The following is a 23,972-nucleotide window of genomic DNA, read 5'->3' as shown; positions in this document are numbered from 1 at the left end:
GTAGGGTTTAAAAAATTCAGCTTGAATATTATGTATCCAAAAATGGATATAAATTCCTAGGAGTTTTAGAAATTGTTTTTGGCCAAAAGGATAACACAGAAAATTATACCAATTGTTGCAACCACTATGGAAAATTTAATGGTCAAAATCAAAGGTGAATTTGAGTTATCCTTTGATGGCAATTTATAATTGATTTTTTCCTTTTGCATTTTGTACTTGATTATCAACAAATGTATTTCCAATTAGTTAAGAAAATTAACTCTTTTAAGAATTTTTTGGCTTTTATAGATTTATAGAATTGCTTTTAATTGGTTGATAATAATATGATTATGCATTAAGAAGTTCACATTTTTATCTTTTTGGGCTAATATCAATTTCTCCTCGTTCTTAATTTTAACGGGAAATACATTTCCTATGTTATCACTTATATATCGATCAGAAGCAGCGGAAGGATTGACCTATGATGAAATTCATGATTTAATGCGGAATGCTAGTCGGTTTAATGCACAGAACGAGATTACAGGATGTCTGGTTTATCACAGATGCCACTTTATTCATATGTTGGAAGGGGAGGAGAATATGGTTCGCAAATTATTTGGAAGGATAAGTAAGGATAAGAGACATAATGAAATAATATTATTGAATCTGGAGGAAAATAAATTTCGTTTGTTTTCACAATTTTCAACCATTTACAATAACTTCTGCGATGAGTCCGACCAAATTCTGCATAAGAAAATGTTGTTCCATCAAGTTTTTCATGGATCGGAAATCGTTAAGTCACCTGGATCTTCCAAAATCACCCTTTGGGCACACGTGAACAAACTTCTTAAAAAGAATACTAAGCTTTCGTTCGGGTGATATAAAAACACTAAATTTCAATCATCATCCAAAACCTATAATTGAAGATTGATCAATTAAAAAATGAAACATCCATAAACGTTTTCGGACACATGGCAATAATATATGGCTTTACATGCACGTGCTGAGCGCAGTCTAAGTATGACCGTTGAAAAACAATAAAATAAACACATGAAAAAACTTATACAGATTATCGGGGCGTGGTACGGCGCTAGAAAAATTGGGGGCGGTAAATGTGGTTGTATTGGAACCATCTTTGTATTCTTGATACTTTACTGGATTTTCGGCTATGTGCTCAACTATTTTTAATCGGAAAGCGAATATAAAGACGAAAAAAACCGGGACTTGTCCCGGTTTTTAGCTTTATAAAGTTCATGGACCCTTATTTGTCCATTTCGTCATATTCGAACTTTTGCCCTCCAATGGATAGGTCTGCCATCAAACCTTTCTTTGGTTTTGTAAATACGGCCACCCCATCTTTATAATTGGCATTTGCTGCAATGCCCTTGTCGATTGCGATTGCCGTGGCATTTGCGGAGAGTTCATAATTGCCGTCCTTAAAATCGTTCAAGGCCTCTTCGGTCTCAAAAAAGATGACTTCTGTAAGTGCCTGTCCTCCGGCCTGTAGTCCAATGTCCACCTTTTTCAAACTGGCCATTCCTTGTACCATACCATTTTCGTAAAGTACGCCGTTACCGGATGCACCTCCCACGATCAATCCTCCTTTTCCCACATTTGGGAAAATAACATATCCTGAAGAATTATTGAAGAATCTGTCCATTCCGTCCATTTTCTGAAGTTCCATTTTGGCCTCTTCCGCATCGGCCATTACTTGTTTGTCCTTATCGCTTTGCGCAAATATGTTAGTGGAAGCTATCATCAATACGGTAGCGATTATTGTTTTAAATTTCATACTATTAAGTTTTTAGTTTAACAAATTGTGGAATGGAGTCTCTTGATTGTACCTATCAACGTTCATTCCCGCATCAAAAATAAGAGCAATGAAAAGCTATCCCTGCCGTAATCAATTCTATTATTGATTCTATAGATAGATACTTGAAAAATAGGGGGTTATATTGTTAAAGGATTGAAAAAATTAGAGTTTCATTAAGGTTTTTGGCTGTTCTTAATTCCAACTGTTCCCATACAATAACAACGTATTAGATTTTAATATAGGACAATCTGGGAAGCAAGGCTTCCTATTTTAGAAATGCATCAATAAACCCATCGAATACGTCATTTCAAACCACAATTCATGGGTATCTTGAGATAACAAGTCGAATTTTTAAAAATAGATATTATGAACAAGGAACAATTAGAAGGAAAGTGGAACCAGGTGAAAGGCGAGTTCAAACAAAAATACGGAAACTTAACCGATGACGATACCACCTTCGCCGAAGGTAAATTTGATGAAATGCTGGGAAGACTTCAGGAAAAAACAGGAAAAAGAAAAGAGGAAATTAAAAAGGAAATAGAAACTTGGTAAAAAAAATTCTATGATAAAAAAGCCCTTGAATTTAATTTCAAGGGTTTTTTTGTGCCTAATTTTATTCGTTAGGCTAGACCTGAATCTTATTCACTCATTCAATTACTCAGAGCTCGCACACAAAATCATTGCTTTCGAAGCAATTTTGATTTATTTTAAGAAATTGAATCCAATGTATTATTAAAATTGGCCTTGCTATGTGGACGACGATTATTCTGGGTATTTATATTTTGATCACGTTGTCCATTGTTGTTGCAATTCTGCTTTATGGGGCCAAACCTTCCAAAAGTCTGGCTTGGTTATTGGCCATTTTTGCGATTCCCGTTGGTGGAATCATCCTTTACCTTCTATTGGGCAGAAACCGAAGAAAGAACAAACTGATAGCCTTAAAAAGGAATCTGTTTGCCAAACTTCCTAGACCTGGAACGGACTTGGTGAACTCCTTTGAAGGAAAATACCGGAAATTGATGACCCTCTTCTACAACACCTCCCACTTTCCTCCGGTTGGAGGCAACGATTTACAGCTTTTAAAGGACGGTAAGACCACCTTTGATGCCATTTTTAATGCATTGGAGCAGGCACAGCGCGAAATTCATATTCAGTATTACATTTATGAGGATGGAGAGTTGGCGGACAAATTATGGGTGCTTTTTAAAAATAAAATAGCTCTGGGCGTTAAGGTAAGAATGATTTATGATGGTATTGGGAGTTTTTCCCTGAGCAAGTCCTATCTTAAAAAATTGCAGGATATTGGGGTGAAAGTATACCCCTTTTTGCCCTTTAAATTCGGACGTTTTTTCTCCTCACTGAACTATCGAAACCATAGAAAAATAATCGTGGTGGATGGTCAAATCGCATTTACGGGTGGCATCAATATATCCGATAAATATCTAAAAGGAGACCCCGGCTTGGGCAAGTGGCACGATATGCACCTAAAAATAACCGGGCCTGCCGCCAACCACTTAAATCAGGTTTTTATGATGGATTGGTACCTGGTCTCTCAAGAATTATTGGAACCCCTTGAAAACCTCGCGGGTATTTCCAAATCAAAAGCCGATACCATGGTGCAAATCGTTTCCGGGGGGCCGGACGATGATTTTCCCGCTTTGGAGCAGACCTACTTTTCCATCATCAATGCCGCCAGAAAATATGTATACATCACAAATCCCTATATCATACCAAACCAGGCGCTAATAAAAGCCTTGCAGACCGCTGCATTGAGTGGGGTGGATGTACGTCTCTTGGTATCTGAAAATGCAGATAACCGCTTGGTCAGCTGGGCCGTACACTCCTATTTTGAGACCTTTTTAAAGTCGGGCGTAAAAATATACCTCTTTCCGGACGGATTCCTGCACAGCAAGATCATCGTTAGCGACGATGCCATTTCCTCGATTGGCACGGCCAATTTGGACGATCGGAGTTTTGAGCAAAATTATGAGGTAAATGCCATTGTCTACGAAAAGGAGTTTGCAGAATTGCTAAAATCCGATTTTTTAATAGATAGTGGATCAGGACACTTGTTGACGTATGATGAATATGTTGAACGCCCATGGATTAAAAAACTAAAGGAAGGAATCGGTAAAATATTCAGCCCCCTGTTTTGAGTGTATAATGTAAACCGAAAAAGGCCCTTAGAAATCCTGAATAAAAAGTAAATCTTGCTTTTCCAATGCCGTAACGACTAAATTGACATAGTCTTTTATGGCTTTGTTCACATTACTGGGGTCCATGATCTCTATAATGCCCCGCCAAATCATGGCCCTTTCTTTTCCCTCGCAAATACAGTAAAGTGTGGTCTCCGCAAAATAGACTTTGAAGTTTTCATAATAGGCTTCGTCAAAATAAATGCCTTGGTGTTCCAAGTAGTCATCGTTGAACCTTACTTGGCCATCTTCCCATCGCGACATGGATTTCAAAAAGTTTTCCCTGTTTTCGGAGCCTGTAATTTTAGTAAACAGTATGGCATCAAAACCTTTGTCCAGTAGGCTTTGCTCCACCTTATCCAACTCTTCCTCGCTTTTTTTGGAATTTGTAAATGTGACATCAAAAACATCCAAGCTTTTCCAAGCTTCCACATCCCTTTTTTCGAATTCTTTTTGGAGTTGTCCCTCAAAGGCATTTTGTGCTTCTTTGTTTTGGGTCATTCCAACCAATAGGACCTTGTTCGCGTTAAATAGTACGGTATCTGGGTCCTTCCAGTTTTCGATTAAACTGGTGGAAGAACATCCCATAAGAAGAACGGTGAAAAGGAAAAGTATTTTTTTCATGACATGATTTTAGCATTAATCAAATATATGCCTTCAACCTTGCATTAAAAATGACAAAAATCATACGACGGTATGAATAGGCATTCACCCTTTCAACACATAATTTCTGTGGTTTCGAATTGCTTCGGGACATGGCAATTCCAGCCTTTTGTATCTTTAAGTTTTACTCGTAAGGCATCCAGGGCATTGGGCTCTCCATGGATAAGAAATACCTTTTCCGGAACGTTTTCAATGGTATCTGTCCAATGCAACAATTCGTTTTGGTCCGCATGGGCAGAAAGACTTTCCAGAAAGTGGATTTTTGCCTTTACTGGATAATATTTTCCAAATATTTTCAATTCATGAGCTCCATCCAAAAGTTGTCTGCCCCGGGTGCCTTCGGCTTGGAAACCAACCAACAGAATTTGGGTGGTCGTCCTATCAAGCATTTGTTGCAAGTAGGTAAGGACCCGTCCACCAGTGACCATTCCACTACCGGCAATGATAATTTTTGGCCTGGGGTCATCAATGGTTTTCCAAGTATCGGCATAGGAGGAAATAATATTAAAATGGTGCATCATGGCACGGTAATCGGCAATGGTTACATTATGCCAGGCAGGAAACCTTTCAAAAACGGAAAGTACATTGTTGCCCATAGGGCTATCCACAAAAATGGGAATATTGGGAATTTTGTTCTTCTTGAACAATACCCATAAGGTATACATAAGGGACTGTAAACGTTCCACGGCAAAGGAGGGAATAATAAGATTTCCCCTTTCTTGGATTGTTTGTTTTATCAAGGAACTTAAAATTGCTGTAATATCTTCTTCCGGGTGCAATTTGTTGCCATAAGTGCTTTCCAGAAACAAGTAATCTGCCCATTTGGGCCGTTCTGGAGGGGATAAAAGAATATCTGCCGTTCTTCCAACGTCCCCAGAAAACACAAATACTTTTTCCCAAATTTCCAGTTCAATATAGGTAGCACCGATAATATGGCCGTTGTATTGAAACCTGGCCCTTACATTTTGGGAAAGGGAAATCCATTGCTCTTTTTCACAGGATTGAAAATATGTAAAGGTTCTTTCTGCATCCTTAACAGTATAAAAGGGTAGGGCCGGTGAATGCTTACTGTGGCCCTCCTCATTGGCCGATTGGGCCTGTTCTTCTTGAATTTTTCCACTATCCATCAAAATAATCTGTGCGATGTCCAAAGTGGGGGCGGTTCCAAGAATTTTACCCTTAAACCCTTCTTTTAGCAACCTTGGCAAGTATCCGGTATGGTCCAAATGTCCATGGGTCAGCAACACAAAATCGATTTTTGATACATCAATGGGCAAAGGTTTCCAATTGATTTCCCTGAGTTCTTTCAAACCTTGGAACATGCCGCAATCTACCATAACATTTACTTCCGGGGTTTCTAGATAAAATTTTGAACCCGTAACGGTACCACTGGCACCAAGAAAATGAATTTTAACTTTCTTCATGGTTTATGGATTACAAAGCTGACCTATCTCATCCAATATTTTCGCTTTTCGGTTTGTGGAGATACCCAAATGATCAAGGAAGAATTTATCCTTTCTAAGTTGCCTGCAAAGTACTATATCCCTACTGAGCAGAAATTGTTTTTCTCGATTGCTTAAAAGTGTGGAAACCGTAATGGGGTATAGTCCCAAACGGTCAATGCGGTCCTTGAGACCTTCGTTTTTGGGATAGTCCCAGCTTAGAAGGTACAGGTTGGCACATACACCATATTTAATGGCATCATGTGTAAAACGGGTATTGGTAACCACCCAACCCTTTTCCAGTGTATTCTTTTCTCTCTTTCCGTTTATCCAGTGCTCCTTGATATCATTGTACCTTGAATGTATGTAGAGGGGAATTTTCACATTGCAGTTGAGTCCTTTATCACTATGGAACTTACATTCAATAATGGTGGTGCTTTCATTTTTTTCGGCCAGGACATCTACTTCATGGGTTACACAATGGCCTTCTAAAAACACGCCCACTTCAACCTGGTACCCCGAGTATTTTAGAATGGCAGCTACAAACCGTTCAAATGGAAATCCCGTGGGTCCCAACTCATAGATAGCTTTTTTTAGTTTGTATTTGGAAGCAAAAATCGACTTGCTCTTTTTTAAAAGGGCATAAGCACGATTATAGATTTCATTGGTAGTGATTCCCGGATAAATTTCATCCCTTACCTTCATCACAATATCCTCCACCAATTCATGGCTCGCCCCACTTTGTTTAACCGAATTTCTTAGTTTATCCATAGAGAAAAGTACTTTTTCCCCGGAGGATTTTTGTTCCTCAATGTTAGGCTCCTTCATATCCTTTTTTTAGTTGAACTTCAACCTCGGGTATTTTTAGAAGCTGAAGGGTTGTGGAGGCTAAAGTTACTTCACCTTCTGTTTTCTTTAGCGCCTTTTCAATATTTGAAAACAATCTGTTTTTGGTATCCCTTCTTTGTTTGTAGTCCGTAATGTACCGTAAGTTCAAGGCTATCCAATTATCGGTAAGTTGAACGGCCAGGGTGGGTTTTATCGTTGCATTTTCAATATAATAACGTTCTACCATCTCTTGCCATTGTGCCATGGATTTTTCGGTATAGTCCGATAATATTTCATTTGCCTTTTCCAATATAATGGATTGGGCAAGTTCCATATTGGAGCCGTAAGTAATAAGAACATTAAGCTCATCCCAGACAAAGGGAAAATCCATGGAATAATTCTTAATGGGGCCTTTAAAGACAAATGCATTGCTAATTTTTACTATTCTTCCGGAATAATTGTCGCTACTGACCCATTCTCCTATTTCCATGAGGGTTGTGTAAATACTGTCTATATCGATAACATCACCTTTGATATTATTAATTTCAATTCTATCACCCGGTTTATAGACACGCACAAAGAAAATATAAAATGAACCTGCCATGCTTAGAATAAGTTCCTGGAGGGTAAAGGTTATCCCAGCGGTAAATAAACCAATGACAAGCGTGTAGTCCTTAATGTCATCCACGGTGAATGCCATGAAGACTATAAGCAAAATCAGAAAGTAGCCAAGGATTTCTACACCTTTTTGAGCTTTGTATCTAATGGAGTTGTCTTCAATTCGCTTTTTAAGTGTTTTTCTTAGTAAACCTATGATGAAGATAATGAGCAAGATCCACAATGCAAGTTTTATGAACTTTTGGACCATGGGATTCTCAAAAACCGTAAGAAAATGTTCCATTGGCAATCGGTTTATCTATTGTTGAAGAAGTCTCTAATGAGAGCCCTAGTTTGATTTTCGGTCATACTATCCACTTTTTCTACGGCAACTATTTTTTTACCGATTGTTGGATAGTTTTCTTCCAGTTCCTTTTTTAGTTTCTCATTAATATCCGCAGGGCCAAAAAGTGCCAGTGCATCACAGTCGGCTACTGCATGGGCCACCTCCTTGAAATATGTTTTAAATTGCTGTTTTTCCTTTTCCAAATATTTTTTTTCATGTGTTATATCTTGCGTTCCACCCCATTTGACCCTTGACCCAGAGGTGCTGGTTCTATTGAAAAATTCAACACCGGATTCTATTTTTTTCAAAGAGTCTTCGTTTTCATTCAAACGTACGATCAAAGCATATTTACTGTCCAACCAAATACCTATATTTTTCATTTGTTTGTTTTTATTGTTTGTCATAGGACAGATGCAATTATTCACATCATTTTATTTTGTTTACATAGGTGTTCATGAATCTTTGATTTCGCCAATAACCATCTCATTGGGTATTAAGACTTGTTATGGCTCATTTCATCTCCATAATTTTAATTTCTTTTAAGTTAGGTTAAATAAGGTATTTAAAGTATGATAATTGTCATTCCCTATGCGGTAGAATGAGAAAAGGTACTGTTGAATACATACTTAAATCCATAAGTACCGGTTTTTTAAGTATCCGCTCAATAAAACTCTTTTTGGTGTGTACCAAGGAGAAAAAATCTACCTCACTATTTTTTACATAACTGTCAATAACCTGTGCTTTATCCGTAAACTCAAAAATTGAGGTGAAACTAGGGTTCAAATCCTTAAAGGAAATTTGCAATAACTTTTTGTTGGATGTTTGCAGGGAAGACAGAAACTCTTCTTCTATAATGTGTACGATATGTAGTGATGCATCAAGGATTTTTAACAATTGCAAAAGAGGTTTTATGGTTTTTAGATTGCAGCCCTTTTTCAAGTCTGTAATGAAGGCTATTTTTTTTAGTAGTTTGAACTCTACTTGCTTGGGAACGGCCATGAGAGGGCATTTTGTCAAATTCCTGATGGTTTGTACCGTATTACTCCCCATAAAAATTTCCTTGGACCCGGTAGTTCCCTTGTTGCCCATGAACACTAAATCAACATTAAAAATTCCTATGGTTTCATGAATGGCCTCATTTAGAAACCCTTGCTTGGATAGCGTTTTAAATTCATGCAAAACATTCTTATCATCCAAGTGGATTTTATGGAACGTCTTTTTTAAATTCTCCATGGACTCGTTTTCCAATAGGCTGATTTTTTTATCAGTAAGATGATGTGACTTTGGTAGAATGCCCGTCGGTTTTTTGAAAACATGTAGTATATAAAAAATACAAGACTGGTTTGCCAACAGCTTGGTAGCGTAGAAAAGTGCATTATAGGCCTCATCTGAAAAATCAGTGGGCACAAGTATTTTAAGGGTCTTCATAAGGTCAAAGTTGTGGAATGACCATAAACGGAACCTTTACATGAAAGCCTATTTTTTTGATAGTGGGTTCAATAAAAAGTCGTTCCAAGAACGTATGTTTGTTTTGTATCATGACCAACATATCAACCGCTGTATGTTCCTGAAATTTGTTGATAGCGGTTATGATCTCATCATTTTCCACTTCATGAAATACACCGTTTTTACCTAATATTCCCTTAAGGGCATTCTGATTTTCGTTCTGATCGGAATCCAGTTCCAATTGGGTAAAAACATGCATAACATGAATTTTGGCATCCTGTTTATTCGCAATTCGCAAAAGGGAGGAAATCTTCTTTTCCGAATAGGAAACCTCATAATCCGTAGGAAATAGAATTGATTTTGGTGGTTTAAAATTATATTCTTTGGGAATTGCCAAGACTGGACATTTACTTTTCCTAATGGTATGTACCGTATTGGTCCCAAACAATATTTCCTCGGCACCTGTGGCACCTTTCGTACCCATAACGACCAAGTCAATTTTCTCTGCATCCGTCATTCGGCTTACTTCCTCGGTGAGCATGTTAAACGCGGAGTGCGTAATGAAGGAGTGCAATGGATTTTTGAACTCTGTTTCCAGCTTTTCCTTTAACTCTTTGAGGTTATTCTTGGACTCCTCGCGTATCATATCCCCAAGACCAATTTGTCCCGGGCTTCCCAAGATGTACTCCGTATGGTATACCGGGGGCATATAGGTGTTCAAGAGATAAAAGGTACAGGGTGTGTCTTTAAATAGCGAAACTCCATACGAAATCGCCTTATATGAATTATCCGAAAAATCTGTGGGTAAAAGAATACGTGTCATCTGTTTATTTTTATTGTTTTACATGGGTCAGATGTAATTATTCACATCATCTCATTTTGTTTGCCATAGGCGTTCATGAATCTTCGATTTCGCCATCCCGACTAGCTATCGGGACATCTTGGGGGTATCAAGACTTGTTATGGCTGATTTCATAGCCTTTGATTTTATGTATTTAAGGTACACAAACTTTTGCCCAAAATCCATGATAAATATCAATTCTTCATTCTTTTGAATTTAGTAACTTGGGTGTTAAAACGCTTAAAATTGAAGCATCCTTTAACTAAATTTTTTAATGCGGATTTAGTATTGCCATGAATGTTAAAGGTGTCTTTTCAAAACAAAAACTAGTAACAAATGAAGAGCTCGTTTAAGAATATAGTAGATTCTGAAATTCCCGTGCTCATAGATTTTTATGCTGATTGGTGCGGGCCCTGCAAAATGTTGGCTCCCATTCTTAAGCAAGTGAAGGATGCGATGGGGGACCGTCTGAAAATCGTAAAAATAGATGTGGACAAAAACCAAAAATTGGCCACAAAGTACAATGTTAGGGGCGTGCCTACCATGATGCTCTTCAAAAACGGCAAGCAGGTATGGCGGCAATCCGGGGTACTTCAAAAGAACGATATCCTTGAAGTAATCAGGGAATTTTCTTAGGAATCGCTCCCGCTTGCCAAAAGCCTATTTTTCCGGGAGGATTAGCAAAGGGATTTCTGAGTGGAATGCCAATTTCTTCACTACCGGTTCACCAATGACTTTTTCCCAAAAGGTATGATGGTGTCTTGTAATACCTAATATATCTGAAGTCTTGTTGTTGGTATACTGTCCTATAGTGTATGCCGTACTGGATTTGAAAGGAAGATCAACAAATGTAAAGTTTAAACCGGAAAGCCGTTCCTCCAATATATTTTTGTTGGTTTGTTGTGTTTCGTTCAGGGAGAACTCTTCCGTTACATGTATTATTTCAATGTTCGCATTCCAAATATTTACAAGTTCCAATAGACTGTCCAGTTCAAATTTGTCGTATCCCTTCATATAATCCGTAGAGTATAAGACAGTTTTCAACTTTTGAAAATTGAAGGAATCCGGTACGGCCAAGATGGAAATATTTGGTAATTTATCGATCACTTTTACCGTATTACTACCTAAGAACACCTGTTTGGCTCCTGTAGCTCCCTGGGTACCCATGATAATAAGATCCGCATCTTTTTCCTTTGCTATTTTTTGCATAGCTTCTTCAAGCGTGCTTCCCAAGGAAACCGTCTCAAAACTATGTTGTAGATTGTGATGGTTATTGTCTAGATAGGTGTGTATTTCTGCCAATTCCTTTTCTGAGTGCTGTGAAAGGGAATCGTAAATCACGTCCAATCTTTTGTGACTTTCAGTGCCCAAAGGTTTTAGAACACCTGGTTCATAGGCGTTCACGATGTAAAAATGGCACTTGACATCGGAATAGATCTTTAGGGCCGTAAAGATGGCGTTCCAGGCATTTTCAGAAAAATCTGTAGGTAGAATTATTTTTTTCATATGTTTAAATTTAGGTCAATAGCTTAATTCTTAAACATTTACTTTTGTATAGACATTCAACTTTTCATAACAAATCCCTTAATGAGGGTTTCATGGCTAAAATATTATGATTAACGAGGTAAGTTCTGCAATACCAAAAACGGAATTACCGGGTTTAGGGCAATTTGGTCCACGGTGGAGCGGTAGAGCATATCCTCCAAAAAAGAATGTCTGGAATTTACCATGACCAGCATATCCATTTTGTGTTCATGGGCGTAGTCCATTATGGCGATTCCCCTGTTCTTCACTTCCATTCTAATAAAGCTTAGTTTGGCCTTGGGCAGTGATCCCTTGAGGAACAACTGATTGTCCCTTTGCCTATGGCTCAAATCCTCAAAATCCGAAATGTAGAGCGAATGGACTTCGGACTTAAATCGGCCGGCCAAAGTATCCAATAGTTTTAGTTCCCTTCGTTTATAGGGAACCATATAATCTGATGGGAACAATATCTTTTTTGGCTGTGAAAATGTATAATCACTAGGAATGGCCAAAACCGGGCACTTTACATATTTAAAGACCTGAACGGTATGGCTTCCAAAAGTGATGTTCTTGTCAGCTGTTTGCCCTTTGGTTCCCATTAATACCAAGTCAATGTTCTTTAAGTTGACAAAGTCGTTAACACCGTCTACGAGAGATTCGAATACGGAAATAGACTCAAAACGATGCCTTGGATTATGTTTTTCTTTTATATTCTTTGAAATTATTTCCCCAAGCTTTTTTTCCGAAGCTTCATGGAACTTTTTCTTCTTAAAATCAATTCCCTCTGAATCGGGGCTCATTGCGTAGAGCTCATCGGCATACGCATGCATCAAATAAAAATTGGTGCGGTCGCATTTGAATAGGTCTAATGCAAAAGTGATGGCATTTTCGGCACTATCAGAAAAATCGGTCGGGATAAGAATGTTTTTCATTGCTCTTGATTTAACACCTTTAAAATTAATGGTTTCCCATTTTTAAAAGTATGACATTTATCATGCGATATACATAGGCACCTTCATAAGACACGCTTTAAATATTTGATTTTTAATGATATAAATCATGTTTTTTGTTTTCATATCAACGTACATTCAATGAATAAAACAGTTAAGCCATGAATAGAACAAAAGAAAACAAAGCAATTATGGGTACCATACTTTGGATGGTTCAGGAGACCTATAATAATCTGGTTGATTTTTAAAACCAAGAAAACCGGGAGGCTTTCAATAAGGAATTATTGCGTTTGATGCCACAGGTTAAAAATTATGTTGCTATAAGGTTGAAGAACGCAATACGTGCCGGTAAATTAAATAAGGGAATGTTCGATCCCAATGACTTTACGGACCAATTGTTTATTGAAGTTTATGACAATTGGGAACTTGTGAAAAATGAATATGGCCTTCGCCCTTTTCTTTTTAAAAAAGTAGATGACCTGTTAGATGATCGTTTGACCGAAGAGGAATTTGATCACATATTTTTTGAAAACATTGACACCTATTCCAAAAAGGAGTGGGATGCCATGGAGGAAGATTTTAGTACCGATGGTGATGGTGATTTGGTTCTATTGGAAGAGTTGGACGATAGTTCCTTGGACAGGACCAACTATTCATTGGACCATGTCTTTATAACCGAAGAGGAAAAGGGCCTTGCGCAAAAACTGGATGAAAGTTTGGACAAGGAGCGGGTTGAAAGGCATATGGATATGGTATTGGGTAAAATGTCCTTGCCCATGAGGTGCGTATTTGAATTATACACAGATCAAGGTTTCACACCAGATGAAATTGCAGATATGAGGAATACCACCTTGGAGGAAACAGAAAACCTTTTGTCCAGCGCCAGAGGATTATTGAAAAAAAGTTTCGTTAAGCGTTTTTTAATCGATAGCAACTAAGCAATACAAGATTTAGGCGACGCTAACCCCAAAAAAATGTCCTACCAAGGCGGTCAACCCCATGGCTATGGTACCCCAAAAGGTTACCCGGGCAACCGCATTTAGGATGCTTGAACCACCTGCTTTTGCCGCCATGGCCCCCAAAAGCACCAGGAAAAAAATGGCAAATCCATACAAGTAATACTCCATGTTTTCCAAGGGTAGAAAAAGTGTAACTAAGAATGGAAGTATCCCACCTATGGTGAATGCGGCGCCTGATGCCATGGCTGCCTGTAAAGGATTGGCTGCACTAATATCGTTGATTCCCAATTCGTCACGAATATGGGCTCCCAAGGCATCATGTGCCGTGAGTTCCTTGGCTACCGTTAGGGCAGTTTCTCTCTTTAAACCCCTTTCCTCATAGATTTGTGCCAAGCGCTTTAGTTCCAAATTAGGCATTTCCTCTAATTCCTCTTTTTCCCTTTTTATATCCGCTTTTTCCACATCGGTTTGTGAACTTACGGAGACGTATTCGCCGGCTGCCATTGATAAAGCCCCGGCAACTAGGCCCGCCAATGTTGCCAAAACCACTGGTTCCCTTATTTCACTGGCCGCAGCTACGCCAATAGCAATACTGGCTGTAGAAAGAATGCCGTCATTGGCTCCCAAAACTGCCGCTCGTAACCAATTGCTACGGTGTATATAGTGGTTGTCCAAGTAATTATCTAATTCGTTAGGTTCGGACATGGTTATTTTATTTAAAATGAAGGTTTTGGTCGTTACTTAATTCCTATCAATTAAAAGTATAAAATTTATTGTGGTGGCCCGATTGCTTCCGGTCAATTAATTCTTTCGAGAGACATTCATAGATTTTATCATACCCTTCCCTTTCTGCCAAATTTTGTGGGCTTTATCCTTTTTTCATTTTTGTCAGGTAGGACGCACCATATTTCAATAATAGACTCACAATCTGCATTCTATTGATATATGCAGCTAGTGCCAATGGAGATAAAGCATATTTGGAATGTTTGTTTGCCAAATTTTCCGTCAAGCCCCCAAGATAGCTCTTAAATTATGAGTTTTGGTCTGTAATAATCGTCTCATGAAAGGAAAATTTTTTTAATTCGATCGCTTTTTGAAATACCTCCTGTGGCCCGCCGTAGGCTATCATCAAAAATACTTAACTATAATTTTCATCCTTTAAATCGAGTACTTTCGGATTTTGGAAATCAGTTCAATTACTTCTTTGACAGATTTTGATTTTTAAAATCAGCTTGGGGCTAAATGCAATTTTATTAATGAGAATAAGCTATAATTGATTGAAATGTAATCTTTTATATAAAATTATGGATTCTAATCTCAATTCCTAAAGAATTGTTAATCAAAGTCAGTTGTAATCCGAGGTACATTTATAAGGCGTATATATTTAGAGCTTACAAAGTGGGATGTAAAGTTCGCCCGTTGCCAAAAATCGTTAAAGAAAAACTGTATTTTGTTATTCGGATTTATGGAATGTAAATATTTTAGAGGTTTATCTAATTTGAATTGGAAACGTGAAATTTGAGTTCACTTATGAAGTTGAAAAAGTTGTCATGGAAGTGGTAAAAAGGACCATGGATTCCATGGATATCCCAGTTGAACGAATTCATGAAGATTCGATTATACTATCTGGGGAAATCGAGGAAAAGGAGATGCAGGCACTTTCCAAGGGTTTGGCCCCCTATGGAATAAAGATCAATGCCGGCAATACATTGTCATTACTGGATCAAATAAAGGCCCTTATAAAAAAATATGTTCGAGGGGATTATGATAGGAATATTTCTATATCCAAAATGCTTTCGGAAGAATTGGGTTATAGTTATTCATACCTATCCAACCATTTTACGTCGAAAACCTTTACTACGATTGAAAATTTTTATGTGTTGATCCGCATTGAAAAAGTGAAGGATCTATTAATGCAAGAAGATAAAACATTGTCCGATATTGCTTTTAGCCTAAATTTTAGCAGTGTACCTCATTTATCCGGCCAATTCAAGAAGGTTACCGGTTTGACGACAACACAATATTTGAAAATAAGAAATAACACTATAAACACCATTTAACGGAAAATTGTATGAATAAAATGAAAATTTTGCTGGTAGACGATGATGAGGACGACAGGGAGTTTTTTGCCGATGCCTTGGTAGGAGTTGACTTAAATACCCAATTAGAGCAATTGGACAACGGGAAAAGTTGCTTGGATTACTTAAGGCAGCAAATGAAGAATTTACCCAATCTAATTTTCCTAGACCTTAACATGCCGATAATGAACGGATTTGAGTGTTTGACCGAAATTCGAAAGAATCCGTTGCTGAAGGATTTGCCCATTGCAATTTATTCCACTTCGTCGTCTGACAAGGATATTGAACGCACATTTCTGAACGGTGCCAATATCTACATCAAAAAACCTTCCAGTTTTGAGGACTTGAAGAAATCCCTGGCCCAAGTGATAAAAATGAATTGGGCCTATCATATGGATGATTTTAAGAAGGAAAACTTTCTATTAAGAATTTAAAAACCCATATTTAATAGGTGTCCTTGAGAATTCTTTTAGATGGACAAATTACAAGTTACCCAATAAATTTCCCAATGATATGCCGGACAGAATTGAACTGAGGAACCGAATTTCAGAGTTGGAACTGTCCAACTTATTTAGGGAGAAAATCTTGGATCGTAGCAATAATGTTATTGCCTACTTAGAACCACTTTTCAATGATAGGGGTGATATAGAGGATTTTACCATTAAGTATGTCAACAACCGTATAGAGGAAATCACAGACTTGAAAGTCAATGAAATGATTGGTTTGCGATGGTTGGATTATGACCAACAGGTTATGGAAAACGGCGTTTTTGACAGGGCCAAAAAATGCTATTCCACTGGGGAAACTATCAATTATACGGCCAAATTTGTCTTTGGAAGTTTGGCGGTATGGTTCAGTGCTAGGCTGGTTAAACTAGAGAATGGGGTGGTCAATTTTTTAAAGGATATTACCAAAGAAAAGGAATACGAGCGGCAATTGGAGATACAGAATAAGTTGCTCCTAAAAGCTGAATATGTTGCAAGCACGGGCAGTTTTCGATGGGATTTAACCAATGGCACGTTGTCCCTTTCCGAGAACGTCTATAAACTTTTGGGTTACGACGCTCCTTTTGCTGCGAATCCAACCCTGGATACCATATTGAAATTTGTGCATGAAAAGGATATGATATGGGTCAGGTCGATCATAGCAAAAACGCAGGAAACCAAGGAAAGGATCGATATAACCTTTAAGGTCAAAACCAGAACAAGGGAGGTAAAATATATCAATACGATCGGGGAGTATTATCCAACCCAAAATAATTGGTACATGGTAGGTGTTTTTAAGGATGTCACCAGACAGATAGAACACGAATCCCTTTTGCAAGCCAAAAATGCCGAATTGAAAAAGATAAATTCTGACTTGGAGGCCTTTAACCGTATTGCAAGCCATGATTTACAGGAGCCCCTGCGAAAAATTCAGATGTTCATTAGTAGATTGAATGTGGAAGAAAGGGAAAGGATGGGGCCCAGATCTCAAAATTATCTTGAAAAGATAACTTCTTCAACGGAGCGAATGCGAAATTTGATTTCCAATTTATTGTCCTACTCCAGAATAGAGGATGTGGAGGACAAGCCCGCAAAAATCGACCTTAACGAAATCTTAAACGATGTGTTGGAAGATTTGGGCGAACGGATCTGTGAAACAAATGCCTCCATCAAGGCGGATAAACTTCCGGAAATTAATGGGGTTCAATTTCAGATGGAACAACTTTTCTCAAATCTTATTGGAAATTCCTTAAAATACATGGCAGCAGAAACCGTTCCAGTGGTTGCCATTAAGCACAGCAGCATAACGGTTGACGCCTTAAACCAAATCCCCAAGCTTACAGCAGGAACCTATCACAAGTTGGAATTTATTGACAACGGTATTGGCTTTGATGACCAATACGGGGAAAGGATTTTTGAGATTTTTCAAAGGCTGCACGGTAAAAATGAATATTCAGGTACCGGACTTGGATTGGCCATTTGCAAAAAAATCGTGGAAGCGCACAATGGAATAATTACGGCGACCAGCAAGAATACCGAAGGAGCCGTATTCACGGTTTATTTGCCCTCGTTATCTAAATAGCGCCATTCCCCATTTAAGTGATAACGGAATGAAATGTTATAACAAAAACTGAAAATGTTATAACATAAATCATCGGTTAATCAAGATTTTTGGGATTCAAAATAATAGGTGATTCTAACATCACTTTTTAAAATCTTAAATCAGTCAACCATGAACACTACACACGCAAAATTAAATCAGCTTAATAATAGTCTAGGAGGAAGTATTTCGATATTCGATACGGAACGTATATTAATGTTCGATAACCATAAAGGAACAGGACGCGTCCAGTCCGTGGAGCTGGAATCAGGTATAGGGTATAGCCAATTCGATTTAAAGACTATGGAAACAGTCAATTTAAACCTGAAAAACCCTTCCACACGCGGTTTGTTTTTCATTTATTGCCTAGAAGGAAATTTTACCCTAAAGTTACCTGCGAGTAAGTCTTCCATTGAGGTGGATTCTTTAAGGACGGTAATTCTTGGGGGTATGGAAGAGGAAGTGAATATCGAATTGGAACCTGGAAAGAAGGTCCATTTTTCAGTTATTCAAGTTTCTGATGATTTTACTTCCGAAACTTCAGTGGAGAAAACCGAAAAATTAAAAAATCAGCTTTTTTCCCAATTTTTAAAGAACAAAAAATATGAATATGTTGGAACGGTCAATCTAAAGATTAAGGAGCACTTGCTTCAAATAAAGTCAATTTCCCAAACTGGTGTGGTCCGAAAATTATTGATTGAAGGGCTAGTTCACTTTACTTTGGCATTGGAGATTCTACATTATAAAAGTGATAATTCTAAAAAATCCTTACATGATTCCACATTAACGAAGCGAGAGATGTTGCGCGTAGAGGATGCCATTGCGGAAATCAGGACAAAGCCGGAGTTTCCTTACTCTATAGAATATTTTGTTAGAAAGTACGGATTGTCCGCAGCAAAATTGCAATCTGGTTTCAAGGTGTTTACAGGCTCAACAGTGGCAAGTTGCATTAAGAACCAACGTTTGGATTTAGCTGAAAAATTAATTCAGGAAACGGACCTTAACGTCTCCGAAATTGTTTACACCATTGGTTTTTCCAGTCGTAGCTATTTCTCGAAAATATTTAACAAACGCTTTAAGTGTTCTCCTAAAGTGTATTTGACGAAAGCGCGTGGCACCAAGCTCTCGGCCTAATTTTTTTTAGAAGGATTGAAACAATGTGTTTTGGTTTAAATCTATATGGACAATTATTTCAAACTTTTGGGATAATGAACAGGTAAAAGGACTGATAACTTTGAATTAAATTATCAAATGATGAGCGAATCAATGCAGCATAAAAAAGCCGGCCTCTTCGTTGAGGTTAAAAAGGATATTGAGTCCAGATTACAACTCTTGAATTTATGGAAGAAAAGTATCCGCACACAGTTCGATTTAATCCTGTCGAAGAACCCTATCGATGAGATTAAAGATCTTATATTACAGATAGATGAGGCTATTTCAAAAAACATAAAATTAAGGGATGCCATTTATATTGAAGAGAACCAAGATTTGAATGGTAGGGCAAGAGGACAATTGAATTCCTTGATAATAAGCTCTTTGGGAGTTTTGAACGACAATGCGGAAAGGGAAGTGGAAACTTTAAAAACGGCCATGTCCTATATAGGTATCAAAATAACCGATGAAGGCTTGTCCTTTTTTAGGAAAGCGGTCTAATTACTAATCTTGTGTAGTTGATTAGTGTGTTTGTGCCTCGTTCAAACATAAATCCTTCACAATGGACCAAAATATCCGTACCGATGCTGAATCTGCCTTATAAAATGTAGAAAGCGTTATAAGGTTCCTTTCAAAATCTATCAGACTTTCAGAAGTTTTACCGGAAGTTTTAGGTGAGAAGAAGGCCATGTGCCACCCTTTGAATACTTCTTTTTCTGCGGGACCTTCCCATACAAGATTTACATTGGTATGTCTTTCGTCCCCTTGAATTTTTTTCAAGAGGTCAAAAATTCCTTTTTTCGCCCCGTGCAGCGTCTGTACAAAAAGTCCGTTGTGGTATACCAAACAACCGGTTATGGAGTGGGTTTTGTTGAATTCATTGGCGGTTTTAAGAATATCGTTCAGGTCTTTAAGAGAAACATTCTTTTTTGCCTGGGAAGTGTAGGTTAGTTCGTGCATTTAGCCAATGGATTTTGACGCCCAAAGTAATATAAATTTGGGTAGGAACGTACGTATTTCGGAAGTTTTTATTGACCCAAAAATTGAACGAATGTGTTCATTGAACAAATAAGATTTTCTCTTTATCTCAATCCTACAAGAGAAAACTTTAAAACAATCTAAATTGAAATTAGAAATTGAGGTTCAATTTTGGTCGTACCTTTGGACATTTGAGCTAAATGAGAAAGACATTTATGCAGTAAGGTCTTCAATTGATTGAATGAAGAGGGTTTCTTTAAATAAAGGGTAGCTCCCATTTTTTTTAGTCTTTCTACATCTTTTTCATGAAAAGAGGTGGAGTAAATGATTACTGGAATATTCGAGAACGACTCTAAATCCCGAATGTCGGCCAGGCATTCGAATCCGTCCATCATGGGCATTTTTAAATCCAAGAAAATGGCATCGGGTTTTTGGTGCTCACTGTTCAATAAAAAGGACATGAGGTCTACCCCGTTACTAAACTCCTCAATTGTAGTGGCAATAGGAATTTCACCTAAGGCATCGGAAAAAAATGCTCTGTCGTCACTATCATCGTCCGCCAAATAGATTCTTTGTATGGTCTGGCTCATTTATGCATTCCTAGTTTTTGATTGGGTGCAAGATATCATCGAATAGAATTCCTAGGTACAGCAATACGTTTAATTACTAACTCAAAAAGAATTATGTTTTTTCTATAGGAAATCCATCGGTCCTAAAAATATGTCCAAAAATTGTTTGGAGGCACCCAAATGTTTGATCAGGGTTCGTTATTTTTACTTTAGAACTCCATATCATTCCAAACATACTAAAGGTTCAACCATGTATATCAAAAACTCCGTTAAAGCGCTCCTTTTTTTATTGCTTATCAATGTTAACCTTATCCATTCCCAAAACCCCAATTTTTCGGGTATTGCCAAGGACCTAAATGGCTTGGAGTTCCGTGCTATTGGTCCGGCACTTATGGGTGGAAGAATTGCGGATATTGCCGTAAGCCAAAAGGATCCAAGTATCTGGTATGTTGCCGTGGGGTCCGGCGGTGTGTGGAAAACGCAAAATAACGGAATAACCTGGCATCCCGTTTTTGAAGATCAGTCCTCCTATTCCATAGGCTGCGTGACCATTGACCCCAACAACTCCCAGACTGTTTGGGTAGGAACCGGTGAGAACGTAAGCGGCAGACATGTAGGCTGGGGAGATGGTATCTATAAATCGAACGATGGAGGTGCCACCTGGACATCCATGGGTCTGGAAAATTCCGAGCATGTAGGTAAAATATTGGTGGATCCCAGAAACAGCAATGTGGTATTGGTGGCCGCTGAAGGCCCATTGTGGTCTTCGGGCGGGGACCGCGGTGTCTTTAAAACCACCGATGGCGGACAGACTTGGAACCAGGTCCTTAAAATTGACGAGCATACGGGTGTTACCGATATTGAGTTCGACCCGGAAAATCCAGATGTTGTCTATGCCGCGGCCTACCAACGAAGAAGGCACATCTGGGCCCTGCTATCCGGTGGACCAAAATCAGGAATCTATAAATCCACTGACAACGGTGACACCTGGACCCAAAAGACCACAGGGCTGCCCAAAGGGGATATGGGCAAAATAGGATTGGCAGTTACACACGCAAATCCAAATCTGGTATATGCTACCATTGAAGCGGATGCTGCCGAAAAGGGATTTTACAGCTCGGCCGATAAAGGAGAAAGTTGGGAAAAACGCAACGATTATATATCCGGAGGAACGGGACCACATTACTATCAGGAGATCGAGGCGTCACCAACGAATCCCGATTTGATCTATCAAATGGATGTCTTCATTAGGGTAACCCGGGATGGCGGCAAAAGCTTTAAGGTTTTGGGCACAGGTCGTGAAAAGCATAGCGATAATCACGCTCTTTGGATCGACCCGAACAATGGCAGGCATTTGCTCGCAGGAACAGATGGCGGACTTTACGAAACTTTTGATGAGGGCAGTACATGGCGGCATTTTCCAAACCTGCCCATTTCACAGTTTTACAAGCTTTCCTTGGATAATGCCCGTCCTTTTTACAATATAGTGGGAGGCGCGCAGGATCTAGGCACCTTGATCGGCCCCTCCCGGACGATGAATACTGAGGGCGTTCGCAATCAGGATTGGTATGTGCCTTTGGGCGCGGATGGTTACGACAATGCGTTCGACCCCACGGATCCCAATACCGTCTATATGGAAATCCAGGAAGGCAATTTGTATCGGCATGATAGGAAAACGGAGGAGGGAATGGATATTCAGCCCCAGTCAACCGATGGTATGGCCGACAGATGGAACTGGGACAGTCCGTTATTGATCAGCCCCCACAATAACAACAGGATATATTACGGCTCGCAACGATTGTGGCGTAGTGACGATAAGGGAGATTCCTGGCAACCGATAAGCGATGATTTAACGACCAATCGAGTACGTTATGAATTGGATATGATGGGCAGGGTCTGGAGCGTGGATGCCCTGTATGACACGGGAGCCATGTCCAAATATGCCACTTTGACCTCTATTGCAGAATCTCCTAAACAGGAAGGTTTATTGTATACGGGTTCCGATGACGGATTGATCTATGTAAGCGAGGATGGAGGCCAGACCTGGCGGAAAAGTGGGGCCTTGCCCAAAGTTCCTGAGCTTTCCTTTATAAACGATATCGAAGCATCCGCTCATGATCCAAATGTTGTGTTCGTTAGCGCGGATGTCCATAAAATAGGGAATTACACCCCGTATTTGTTCATGAGTACGGACCGTGGCCGTTCGTGGACTTCCATAGTGGGCGACCTGCCCAAGGAGACCATCGTATGGGTTATAAAGCAAGACTATGTCGATTCAAACCTATTGTTCATTGGCACGGAATATGGCATTTATTTCTCCCCGAATAAAGGGACAAATTGGATTCCCTTAAAATCAGGAGTGCCCACGATTCCGTTTCGGGACATCGAATTGCACCCAAGGGACAACGACTTGGTGGGAGCGTCCTTTGGAAGGGGATTTTTTGTACTGGACGATTACACCCCGTTACGGGGATTGGGTAAAAAAATATCGGATAAAAACAATCAACTATTCCCGGTACGGGATGCGTGGTGGTACGTACCAAATGTCCCTATGCAGGCCAAGGGCATGCCCACTTTGGGATCCACAAGCTTTGCCACGGACAATCCGCCTTTTGGTGCCACATTCTCTTACTGGATAAAAGATGTGCCAAAAACGGGCAAGACCTTACGAAGCGAAAAGGAAAAGGAGCTGAGGTCGAAGAATATGTCGGTTCCCTTTCCAGGCTGGGAAGCCCTGGAAGAAGAAAAGGGACAGGAAGATGCCAAGGTGCTCTTTTTGATATCGGACCAAAACCAAGAACCTGTACGATGGTTGCAAGGCAAGTCCGGTAAAGGGCTACAACGTACCACGTGGGATTTGAGGCGTTCGGCGCCCAACCCCATAGATTTGTCCGTTCCGGATTTTAGGCCGCCTTGGGCGGGAGAGGACCAAGGTCCTTTGGTTTCACCGGGCACTTACAGCGTTCAAATGTATGTGTTGTTTGACGGGGAATTGCAACCCCAGGGAACACCGGAAAGCTTTAAGGTGGTACCCGTACACAATGAAAGGGAAAATATGGCACATGGGGACATTCAGCTTTTTCAGGATAGAACGGCGGAGCTTTCCAGACAAATTTATAATGCGGGCGAAAAATTGGGTGAATACGGTAATCAGATCAGGCACATGAAGGAAGCCTTGCTGAAGACCCCTTTGGCCAAGGAGACCCATTTCAATCAGTTGAAGGAGTTAGGGCTTGAGATAAGTTCCCTACGAAAGGCTTTATATGGCAATCCCGTAAAACAATCCTTGGACGAGCCCACGCCTCCTTCCATTAGATCTAGGGTAGGACAGGTAGCAGGGGCTCATTGGGAAACGACACAGGAACCTACCAAAACACAAGTGACGAACATTGAAATCGCTTCAAAAGAGTTCAATACCTTCAAACAAGCCTTGAAGGAATTAAATAGTTCCATGGAAGCTTTTGAAAAAACCTTGGAGGAATTAAAGGCACCCTATACACCCAATAGAAAGTTATAAGTCTTGGACG

The 23,972-nt window shown here is 39.3% G+C and carries 25 protein-coding genes; 12 read left to right on the top strand and 13 right to left on the bottom strand.

Annotated elements, in window-relative coordinates; all coding sequences use genetic code 11:
- Positions 1 to 414 precede the first annotated feature (414 nt).
- Together ACZ41C_RS04290 and ACZ41C_RS04285 are read left to right on the top strand one after the other, a co-directional pair.
- Positions 415 to 858, top strand: coding sequence for a BLUF domain-containing protein (locus tag ACZ41C_RS04290; RefSeq protein WP_464564593.1), 444 nt, complete (start codon positions 415 to 417; stop codon positions 856 to 858).
- A 171-nt stretch (positions 859 to 1,029) separates the two neighbouring features.
- Positions 1,030 to 1,167: a hypothetical protein gene (locus tag ACZ41C_RS04285; protein ID WP_162850207.1), complete on the top strand. Its 138-nt coding sequence runs from the start codon at positions 1,030 to 1,032 to the stop codon at positions 1,165 to 1,167.
- A 73-nt stretch (positions 1,168 to 1,240) separates the two neighbouring features.
- Here the strand turns inward: ACZ41C_RS04285 and ACZ41C_RS04280 are convergent, their stop codons facing one another.
- Complete coding sequence (locus tag ACZ41C_RS04280; protein WP_464564590.1) at positions 1,241 to 1,771, bottom strand: lipid-binding SYLF domain-containing protein; 531 nt, start codon at positions 1,769 to 1,771, stop codon at positions 1,241 to 1,243.
- 387 nt (positions 1,772 to 2,158) lie between these two features.
- Between ACZ41C_RS04280 and ACZ41C_RS04275 the strand changes: the two genes are divergently transcribed.
- Positions 2,159 to 2,344 (top strand): CsbD family protein, encoded by a 186-nt coding sequence (locus ACZ41C_RS04275; protein WP_272636673.1) that lies wholly within the window; start codon positions 2,159 to 2,161, stop codon positions 2,342 to 2,344.
- Between the two features lie 197 nt (positions 2,345 to 2,541).
- Positions 2,542 to 3,948 (top strand): cardiolipin synthase, encoded by a 1,407-nt coding sequence (cls, locus tag ACZ41C_RS04270; protein ID WP_464564587.1) that lies wholly within the window; start codon positions 2,542 to 2,544, stop codon positions 3,946 to 3,948.
- Positions 3,949 to 3,975: 27 nt separating this feature from the next.
- Here the strand turns inward: cls and ACZ41C_RS04265 are convergent, their stop codons facing one another.
- The 7 genes from ACZ41C_RS04265 to ACZ41C_RS04235 form a co-directional block, all read right to left on the bottom strand.
- Entirely contained in the window at positions 3,976 to 4,611 is a 636-nt protein-coding gene (locus ACZ41C_RS04265; RefSeq protein ID WP_154918344.1) for a DUF2207 domain-containing protein, read from the bottom strand.
- Between the two features lie 92 nt (positions 4,612 to 4,703).
- On the bottom strand, positions 4,704 to 6,074 hold the full coding sequence (locus ACZ41C_RS04260) for an MBL fold metallo-hydrolase RNA specificity domain-containing protein (RefSeq protein ID WP_464564585.1): 1,371 nt from the start codon (positions 6,072 to 6,074) through the stop codon (positions 4,704 to 4,706).
- 3 nt (positions 6,075 to 6,077) lie between these two features.
- Positions 6,078 to 6,920 carry an ATPase gene (locus tag ACZ41C_RS04255; RefSeq protein WP_464564583.1) on the bottom strand — a complete coding sequence of 281 codons (843 nt, stop codon included), beginning with the start codon at positions 6,918 to 6,920 and terminating at the stop codon, positions 6,078 to 6,080.
- On the bottom strand, positions 6,907 to 7,821 hold the full coding sequence (locus tag ACZ41C_RS04250; protein WP_464564581.1) for a mechanosensitive ion channel family protein: 915 nt from the start codon (positions 7,819 to 7,821) through the stop codon (positions 6,907 to 6,909). Before ACZ41C_RS04250 ends, ACZ41C_RS04255 begins: the two co-directional genes overlap by 14 nt.
- Before the next feature lie 11 nt (positions 7,822 to 7,832).
- Complete coding sequence (locus ACZ41C_RS04245; protein WP_464564579.1) at positions 7,833 to 8,243, bottom strand: hypothetical protein; 411 nt, start codon at positions 8,241 to 8,243, stop codon at positions 7,833 to 7,835.
- Between the two features lie 199 nt (positions 8,244 to 8,442).
- Entirely contained in the window at positions 8,443 to 9,291 is an 849-nt protein-coding gene (locus ACZ41C_RS04240; protein WP_464564577.1) for a universal stress protein, read from the bottom strand.
- Positions 9,292 to 9,295: 4 nt separating this feature from the next.
- Positions 9,296 to 10,132: a universal stress protein gene (locus ACZ41C_RS04235; protein ID WP_464564575.1), complete on the bottom strand. Its 837-nt coding sequence runs from the start codon at positions 10,130 to 10,132 to the stop codon at positions 9,296 to 9,298.
- 354 nt (positions 10,133 to 10,486) lie between these two features.
- Here ACZ41C_RS04235 and trxA point away from each other — a divergent pair, with 354 nt between their 5' ends.
- On the top strand, positions 10,487 to 10,786 hold the full coding sequence (gene trxA / locus ACZ41C_RS04230) for a thioredoxin (RefSeq protein WP_464564573.1): 300 nt from the start codon (positions 10,487 to 10,489) through the stop codon (positions 10,784 to 10,786).
- Between the two features lie 24 nt (positions 10,787 to 10,810).
- Here trxA and ACZ41C_RS04225 read toward each other — a convergent pair whose 3' ends face one another.
- Together ACZ41C_RS04225 and ACZ41C_RS04220 are read right to left on the bottom strand one after the other, a co-directional pair.
- Positions 10,811 to 11,656, bottom strand: a complete 846-nt coding sequence (locus ACZ41C_RS04225; protein ID WP_464564571.1) for a universal stress protein — start codon at positions 11,654 to 11,656, stop codon at positions 10,811 to 10,813.
- A 110-nt stretch (positions 11,657 to 11,766) separates the two neighbouring features.
- A complete protein-coding gene (locus ACZ41C_RS04220; RefSeq protein ID WP_464564569.1) occupies positions 11,767 to 12,606 on the bottom strand; it encodes a universal stress protein in 840 nt (279 codons plus the stop codon).
- A 344-nt stretch (positions 12,607 to 12,950) separates the two neighbouring features.
- Here ACZ41C_RS04220 and ACZ41C_RS04215 point away from each other — a divergent pair, with 344 nt between their 5' ends.
- Positions 12,951 to 13,562, top strand: a complete 612-nt coding sequence (locus tag ACZ41C_RS04215; RefSeq protein ID WP_464564567.1) for an RNA polymerase sigma factor — start codon at positions 12,951 to 12,953, stop codon at positions 13,560 to 13,562.
- Positions 13,563 to 13,574: 12 nt separating this feature from the next.
- Here the strand turns inward: ACZ41C_RS04215 and ACZ41C_RS04210 are convergent, their stop codons facing one another.
- Positions 13,575 to 14,288 carry a VIT1/CCC1 transporter family protein gene (locus tag ACZ41C_RS04210; protein WP_464564565.1) on the bottom strand — a complete coding sequence of 238 codons (714 nt, stop codon included), beginning with the start codon at positions 14,286 to 14,288 and terminating at the stop codon, positions 13,575 to 13,577.
- Between the two features lie 806 nt (positions 14,289 to 15,094).
- Between ACZ41C_RS04210 and ACZ41C_RS04205 the strand changes: the two genes are divergently transcribed.
- From ACZ41C_RS04205 to ACZ41C_RS04185, 5 genes are all read left to right on the top strand, one after another.
- A complete protein-coding gene (locus tag ACZ41C_RS04205; RefSeq protein ID WP_464564563.1) occupies positions 15,095 to 15,643 on the top strand; it encodes a helix-turn-helix domain-containing protein in 549 nt (182 codons plus the stop codon).
- A gap of 11 nt (positions 15,644 to 15,654) precedes the next feature.
- Positions 15,655 to 16,095, top strand: a complete 441-nt coding sequence (locus ACZ41C_RS04200) for a response regulator (RefSeq protein ID WP_464564561.1) — start codon at positions 15,655 to 15,657, stop codon at positions 16,093 to 16,095.
- Between the two features lie 79 nt (positions 16,096 to 16,174).
- Entirely contained in the window at positions 16,175 to 17,728 is a 1,554-nt protein-coding gene (locus ACZ41C_RS04195; protein ID WP_464564558.1) for a sensor histidine kinase, read from the top strand.
- Between the two features lie 150 nt (positions 17,729 to 17,878).
- Positions 17,879 to 18,880: a helix-turn-helix domain-containing protein gene (locus ACZ41C_RS04190; protein WP_464564556.1), complete on the top strand. Its 1,002-nt coding sequence runs from the start codon at positions 17,879 to 17,881 to the stop codon at positions 18,878 to 18,880.
- Positions 18,881 to 19,012: 132 nt separating this feature from the next.
- Positions 19,013 to 19,399, top strand: a complete 387-nt coding sequence (locus ACZ41C_RS04185; RefSeq protein ID WP_464564554.1) for a hypothetical protein — start codon at positions 19,013 to 19,015, stop codon at positions 19,397 to 19,399.
- Between the two features lie 21 nt (positions 19,400 to 19,420).
- Here the strand turns inward: ACZ41C_RS04185 and ACZ41C_RS04180 are convergent, their stop codons facing one another.
- Both ACZ41C_RS04180 and ACZ41C_RS04175 read right to left on the bottom strand, forming a co-directional pair.
- Entirely contained in the window at positions 19,421 to 19,858 is a 438-nt protein-coding gene (locus ACZ41C_RS04180; protein ID WP_138257236.1) for a BLUF domain-containing protein, read from the bottom strand.
- 158 nt (positions 19,859 to 20,016) lie between these two features.
- Positions 20,017 to 20,466 carry a response regulator gene (locus ACZ41C_RS04175; RefSeq protein WP_138257237.1) on the bottom strand — a complete coding sequence of 150 codons (450 nt, stop codon included), beginning with the start codon at positions 20,464 to 20,466 and terminating at the stop codon, positions 20,017 to 20,019.
- Between the two features lie 130 nt (positions 20,467 to 20,596).
- On the opposite strand from ACZ41C_RS04175, the gene ACZ41C_RS04170 reads away from it, so the two are divergent.
- Positions 20,597 to 23,962 carry a WD40/YVTN/BNR-like repeat-containing protein gene (locus ACZ41C_RS04170; protein ID WP_464564551.1) on the top strand — a complete coding sequence of 1,122 codons (3,366 nt, stop codon included), beginning with the start codon at positions 20,597 to 20,599 and terminating at the stop codon, positions 23,960 to 23,962.
- The last annotated feature ends 10 nt before the right edge of the window (positions 23,963 to 23,972 follow it).

It is taken from the genome of Maribacter sp. C-4077 (assembly GCF_055378385.1).
This window is presented reverse-complemented; position numbering and strand designations above follow the sequence as displayed.

Excerpts from the sequence above, each read along its gene's own strand:
- ACZ41C_RS04200 (WP_464564561.1), top strand. The coding sequence starts at position 15,655 with ATGAATAAAATGAAAATTTTGCTGGTAGACGATGATGAGGACGACAGG.
- ACZ41C_RS04260 (WP_464564585.1), bottom strand. The coding sequence starts at position 6,074 with ATGAAGAAAGTTAAAATTCATTTTCTTGGTGCCAGTGGTACCGTTACG.
- ACZ41C_RS04225 (WP_464564571.1), bottom strand. The coding sequence starts at position 11,656 with ATGAAAAAAATAATTCTACCTACAGATTTTTCTGAAAATGCCTGGAAC.
- ACZ41C_RS04190 (WP_464564556.1), top strand. The coding sequence starts at position 17,879 with ATGAACACTACACACGCAAAATTAAATCAGCTTAATAATAGTCTAGGA.
- ACZ41C_RS04180 (WP_138257236.1), bottom strand. The coding sequence starts at position 19,858 with ATGCACGAACTAACCTACACTTCCCAGGCAAAAAAGAATGTTTCTCTT.
- ACZ41C_RS04290 (WP_464564593.1), top strand. The coding sequence starts at position 415 with ATGTTATCACTTATATATCGATCAGAAGCAGCGGAAGGATTGACCTAT.
- ACZ41C_RS04280 (WP_464564590.1), bottom strand. The coding sequence starts at position 1,771 with ATGAAATTTAAAACAATAATCGCTACCGTATTGATGATAGCTTCCACT.
- ACZ41C_RS04170 (WP_464564551.1), top strand. The coding sequence starts at position 20,597 with ATGTCCAAAAATTGTTTGGAGGCACCCAAATGTTTGATCAGGGTTCGT.
- ACZ41C_RS04220 (WP_464564569.1), bottom strand. The coding sequence starts at position 12,606 with ATGAAAAACATTCTTATCCCGACCGATTTTTCTGATAGTGCCGAAAAT.
- ACZ41C_RS04235 (WP_464564575.1), bottom strand. The coding sequence starts at position 10,132 with ATGACACGTATTCTTTTACCCACAGATTTTTCGGATAATTCATATAAG.
- cls (WP_464564587.1), top strand. The coding sequence starts at position 2,542 with ATGTGGACGACGATTATTCTGGGTATTTATATTTTGATCACGTTGTCC.
- ACZ41C_RS04245 (WP_464564579.1), bottom strand. The coding sequence starts at position 8,243 with ATGAAAAATATAGGTATTTGGTTGGACAGTAAATATGCTTTGATCGTA.
- ACZ41C_RS04185 (WP_464564554.1), top strand. The coding sequence starts at position 19,013 with ATGCAGCATAAAAAAGCCGGCCTCTTCGTTGAGGTTAAAAAGGATATT.
- ACZ41C_RS04285 (WP_162850207.1), top strand. The coding sequence starts at position 1,030 with ATGAAAAAACTTATACAGATTATCGGGGCGTGGTACGGCGCTAGAAAA.
- ACZ41C_RS04210 (WP_464564565.1), bottom strand. The coding sequence starts at position 14,288 with ATGTCCGAACCTAACGAATTAGATAATTACTTGGACAACCACTATATA.
- ACZ41C_RS04275 (WP_272636673.1), top strand. The coding sequence starts at position 2,159 with ATGAACAAGGAACAATTAGAAGGAAAGTGGAACCAGGTGAAAGGCGAG.
- ACZ41C_RS04175 (WP_138257237.1), bottom strand. The coding sequence starts at position 20,466 with ATGAGCCAGACCATACAAAGAATCTATTTGGCGGACGATGATAGTGAC.
- ACZ41C_RS04265 (WP_154918344.1), bottom strand. The coding sequence starts at position 4,611 with ATGAAAAAAATACTTTTCCTTTTCACCGTTCTTCTTATGGGATGTTCT.
- trxA (WP_464564573.1), top strand. The coding sequence starts at position 10,487 with ATGAAGAGCTCGTTTAAGAATATAGTAGATTCTGAAATTCCCGTGCTC.
- ACZ41C_RS04195 (WP_464564558.1), top strand. The coding sequence starts at position 16,175 with ATGCCGGACAGAATTGAACTGAGGAACCGAATTTCAGAGTTGGAACTG.
- ACZ41C_RS04250 (WP_464564581.1), bottom strand. The coding sequence starts at position 7,821 with ATGGAACATTTTCTTACGGTTTTTGAGAATCCCATGGTCCAAAAGTTC.
- ACZ41C_RS04240 (WP_464564577.1), bottom strand. The coding sequence starts at position 9,291 with ATGAAGACCCTTAAAATACTTGTGCCCACTGATTTTTCAGATGAGGCC.
- ACZ41C_RS04255 (WP_464564583.1), bottom strand. The coding sequence starts at position 6,920 with ATGAAGGAGCCTAACATTGAGGAACAAAAATCCTCCGGGGAAAAAGTA.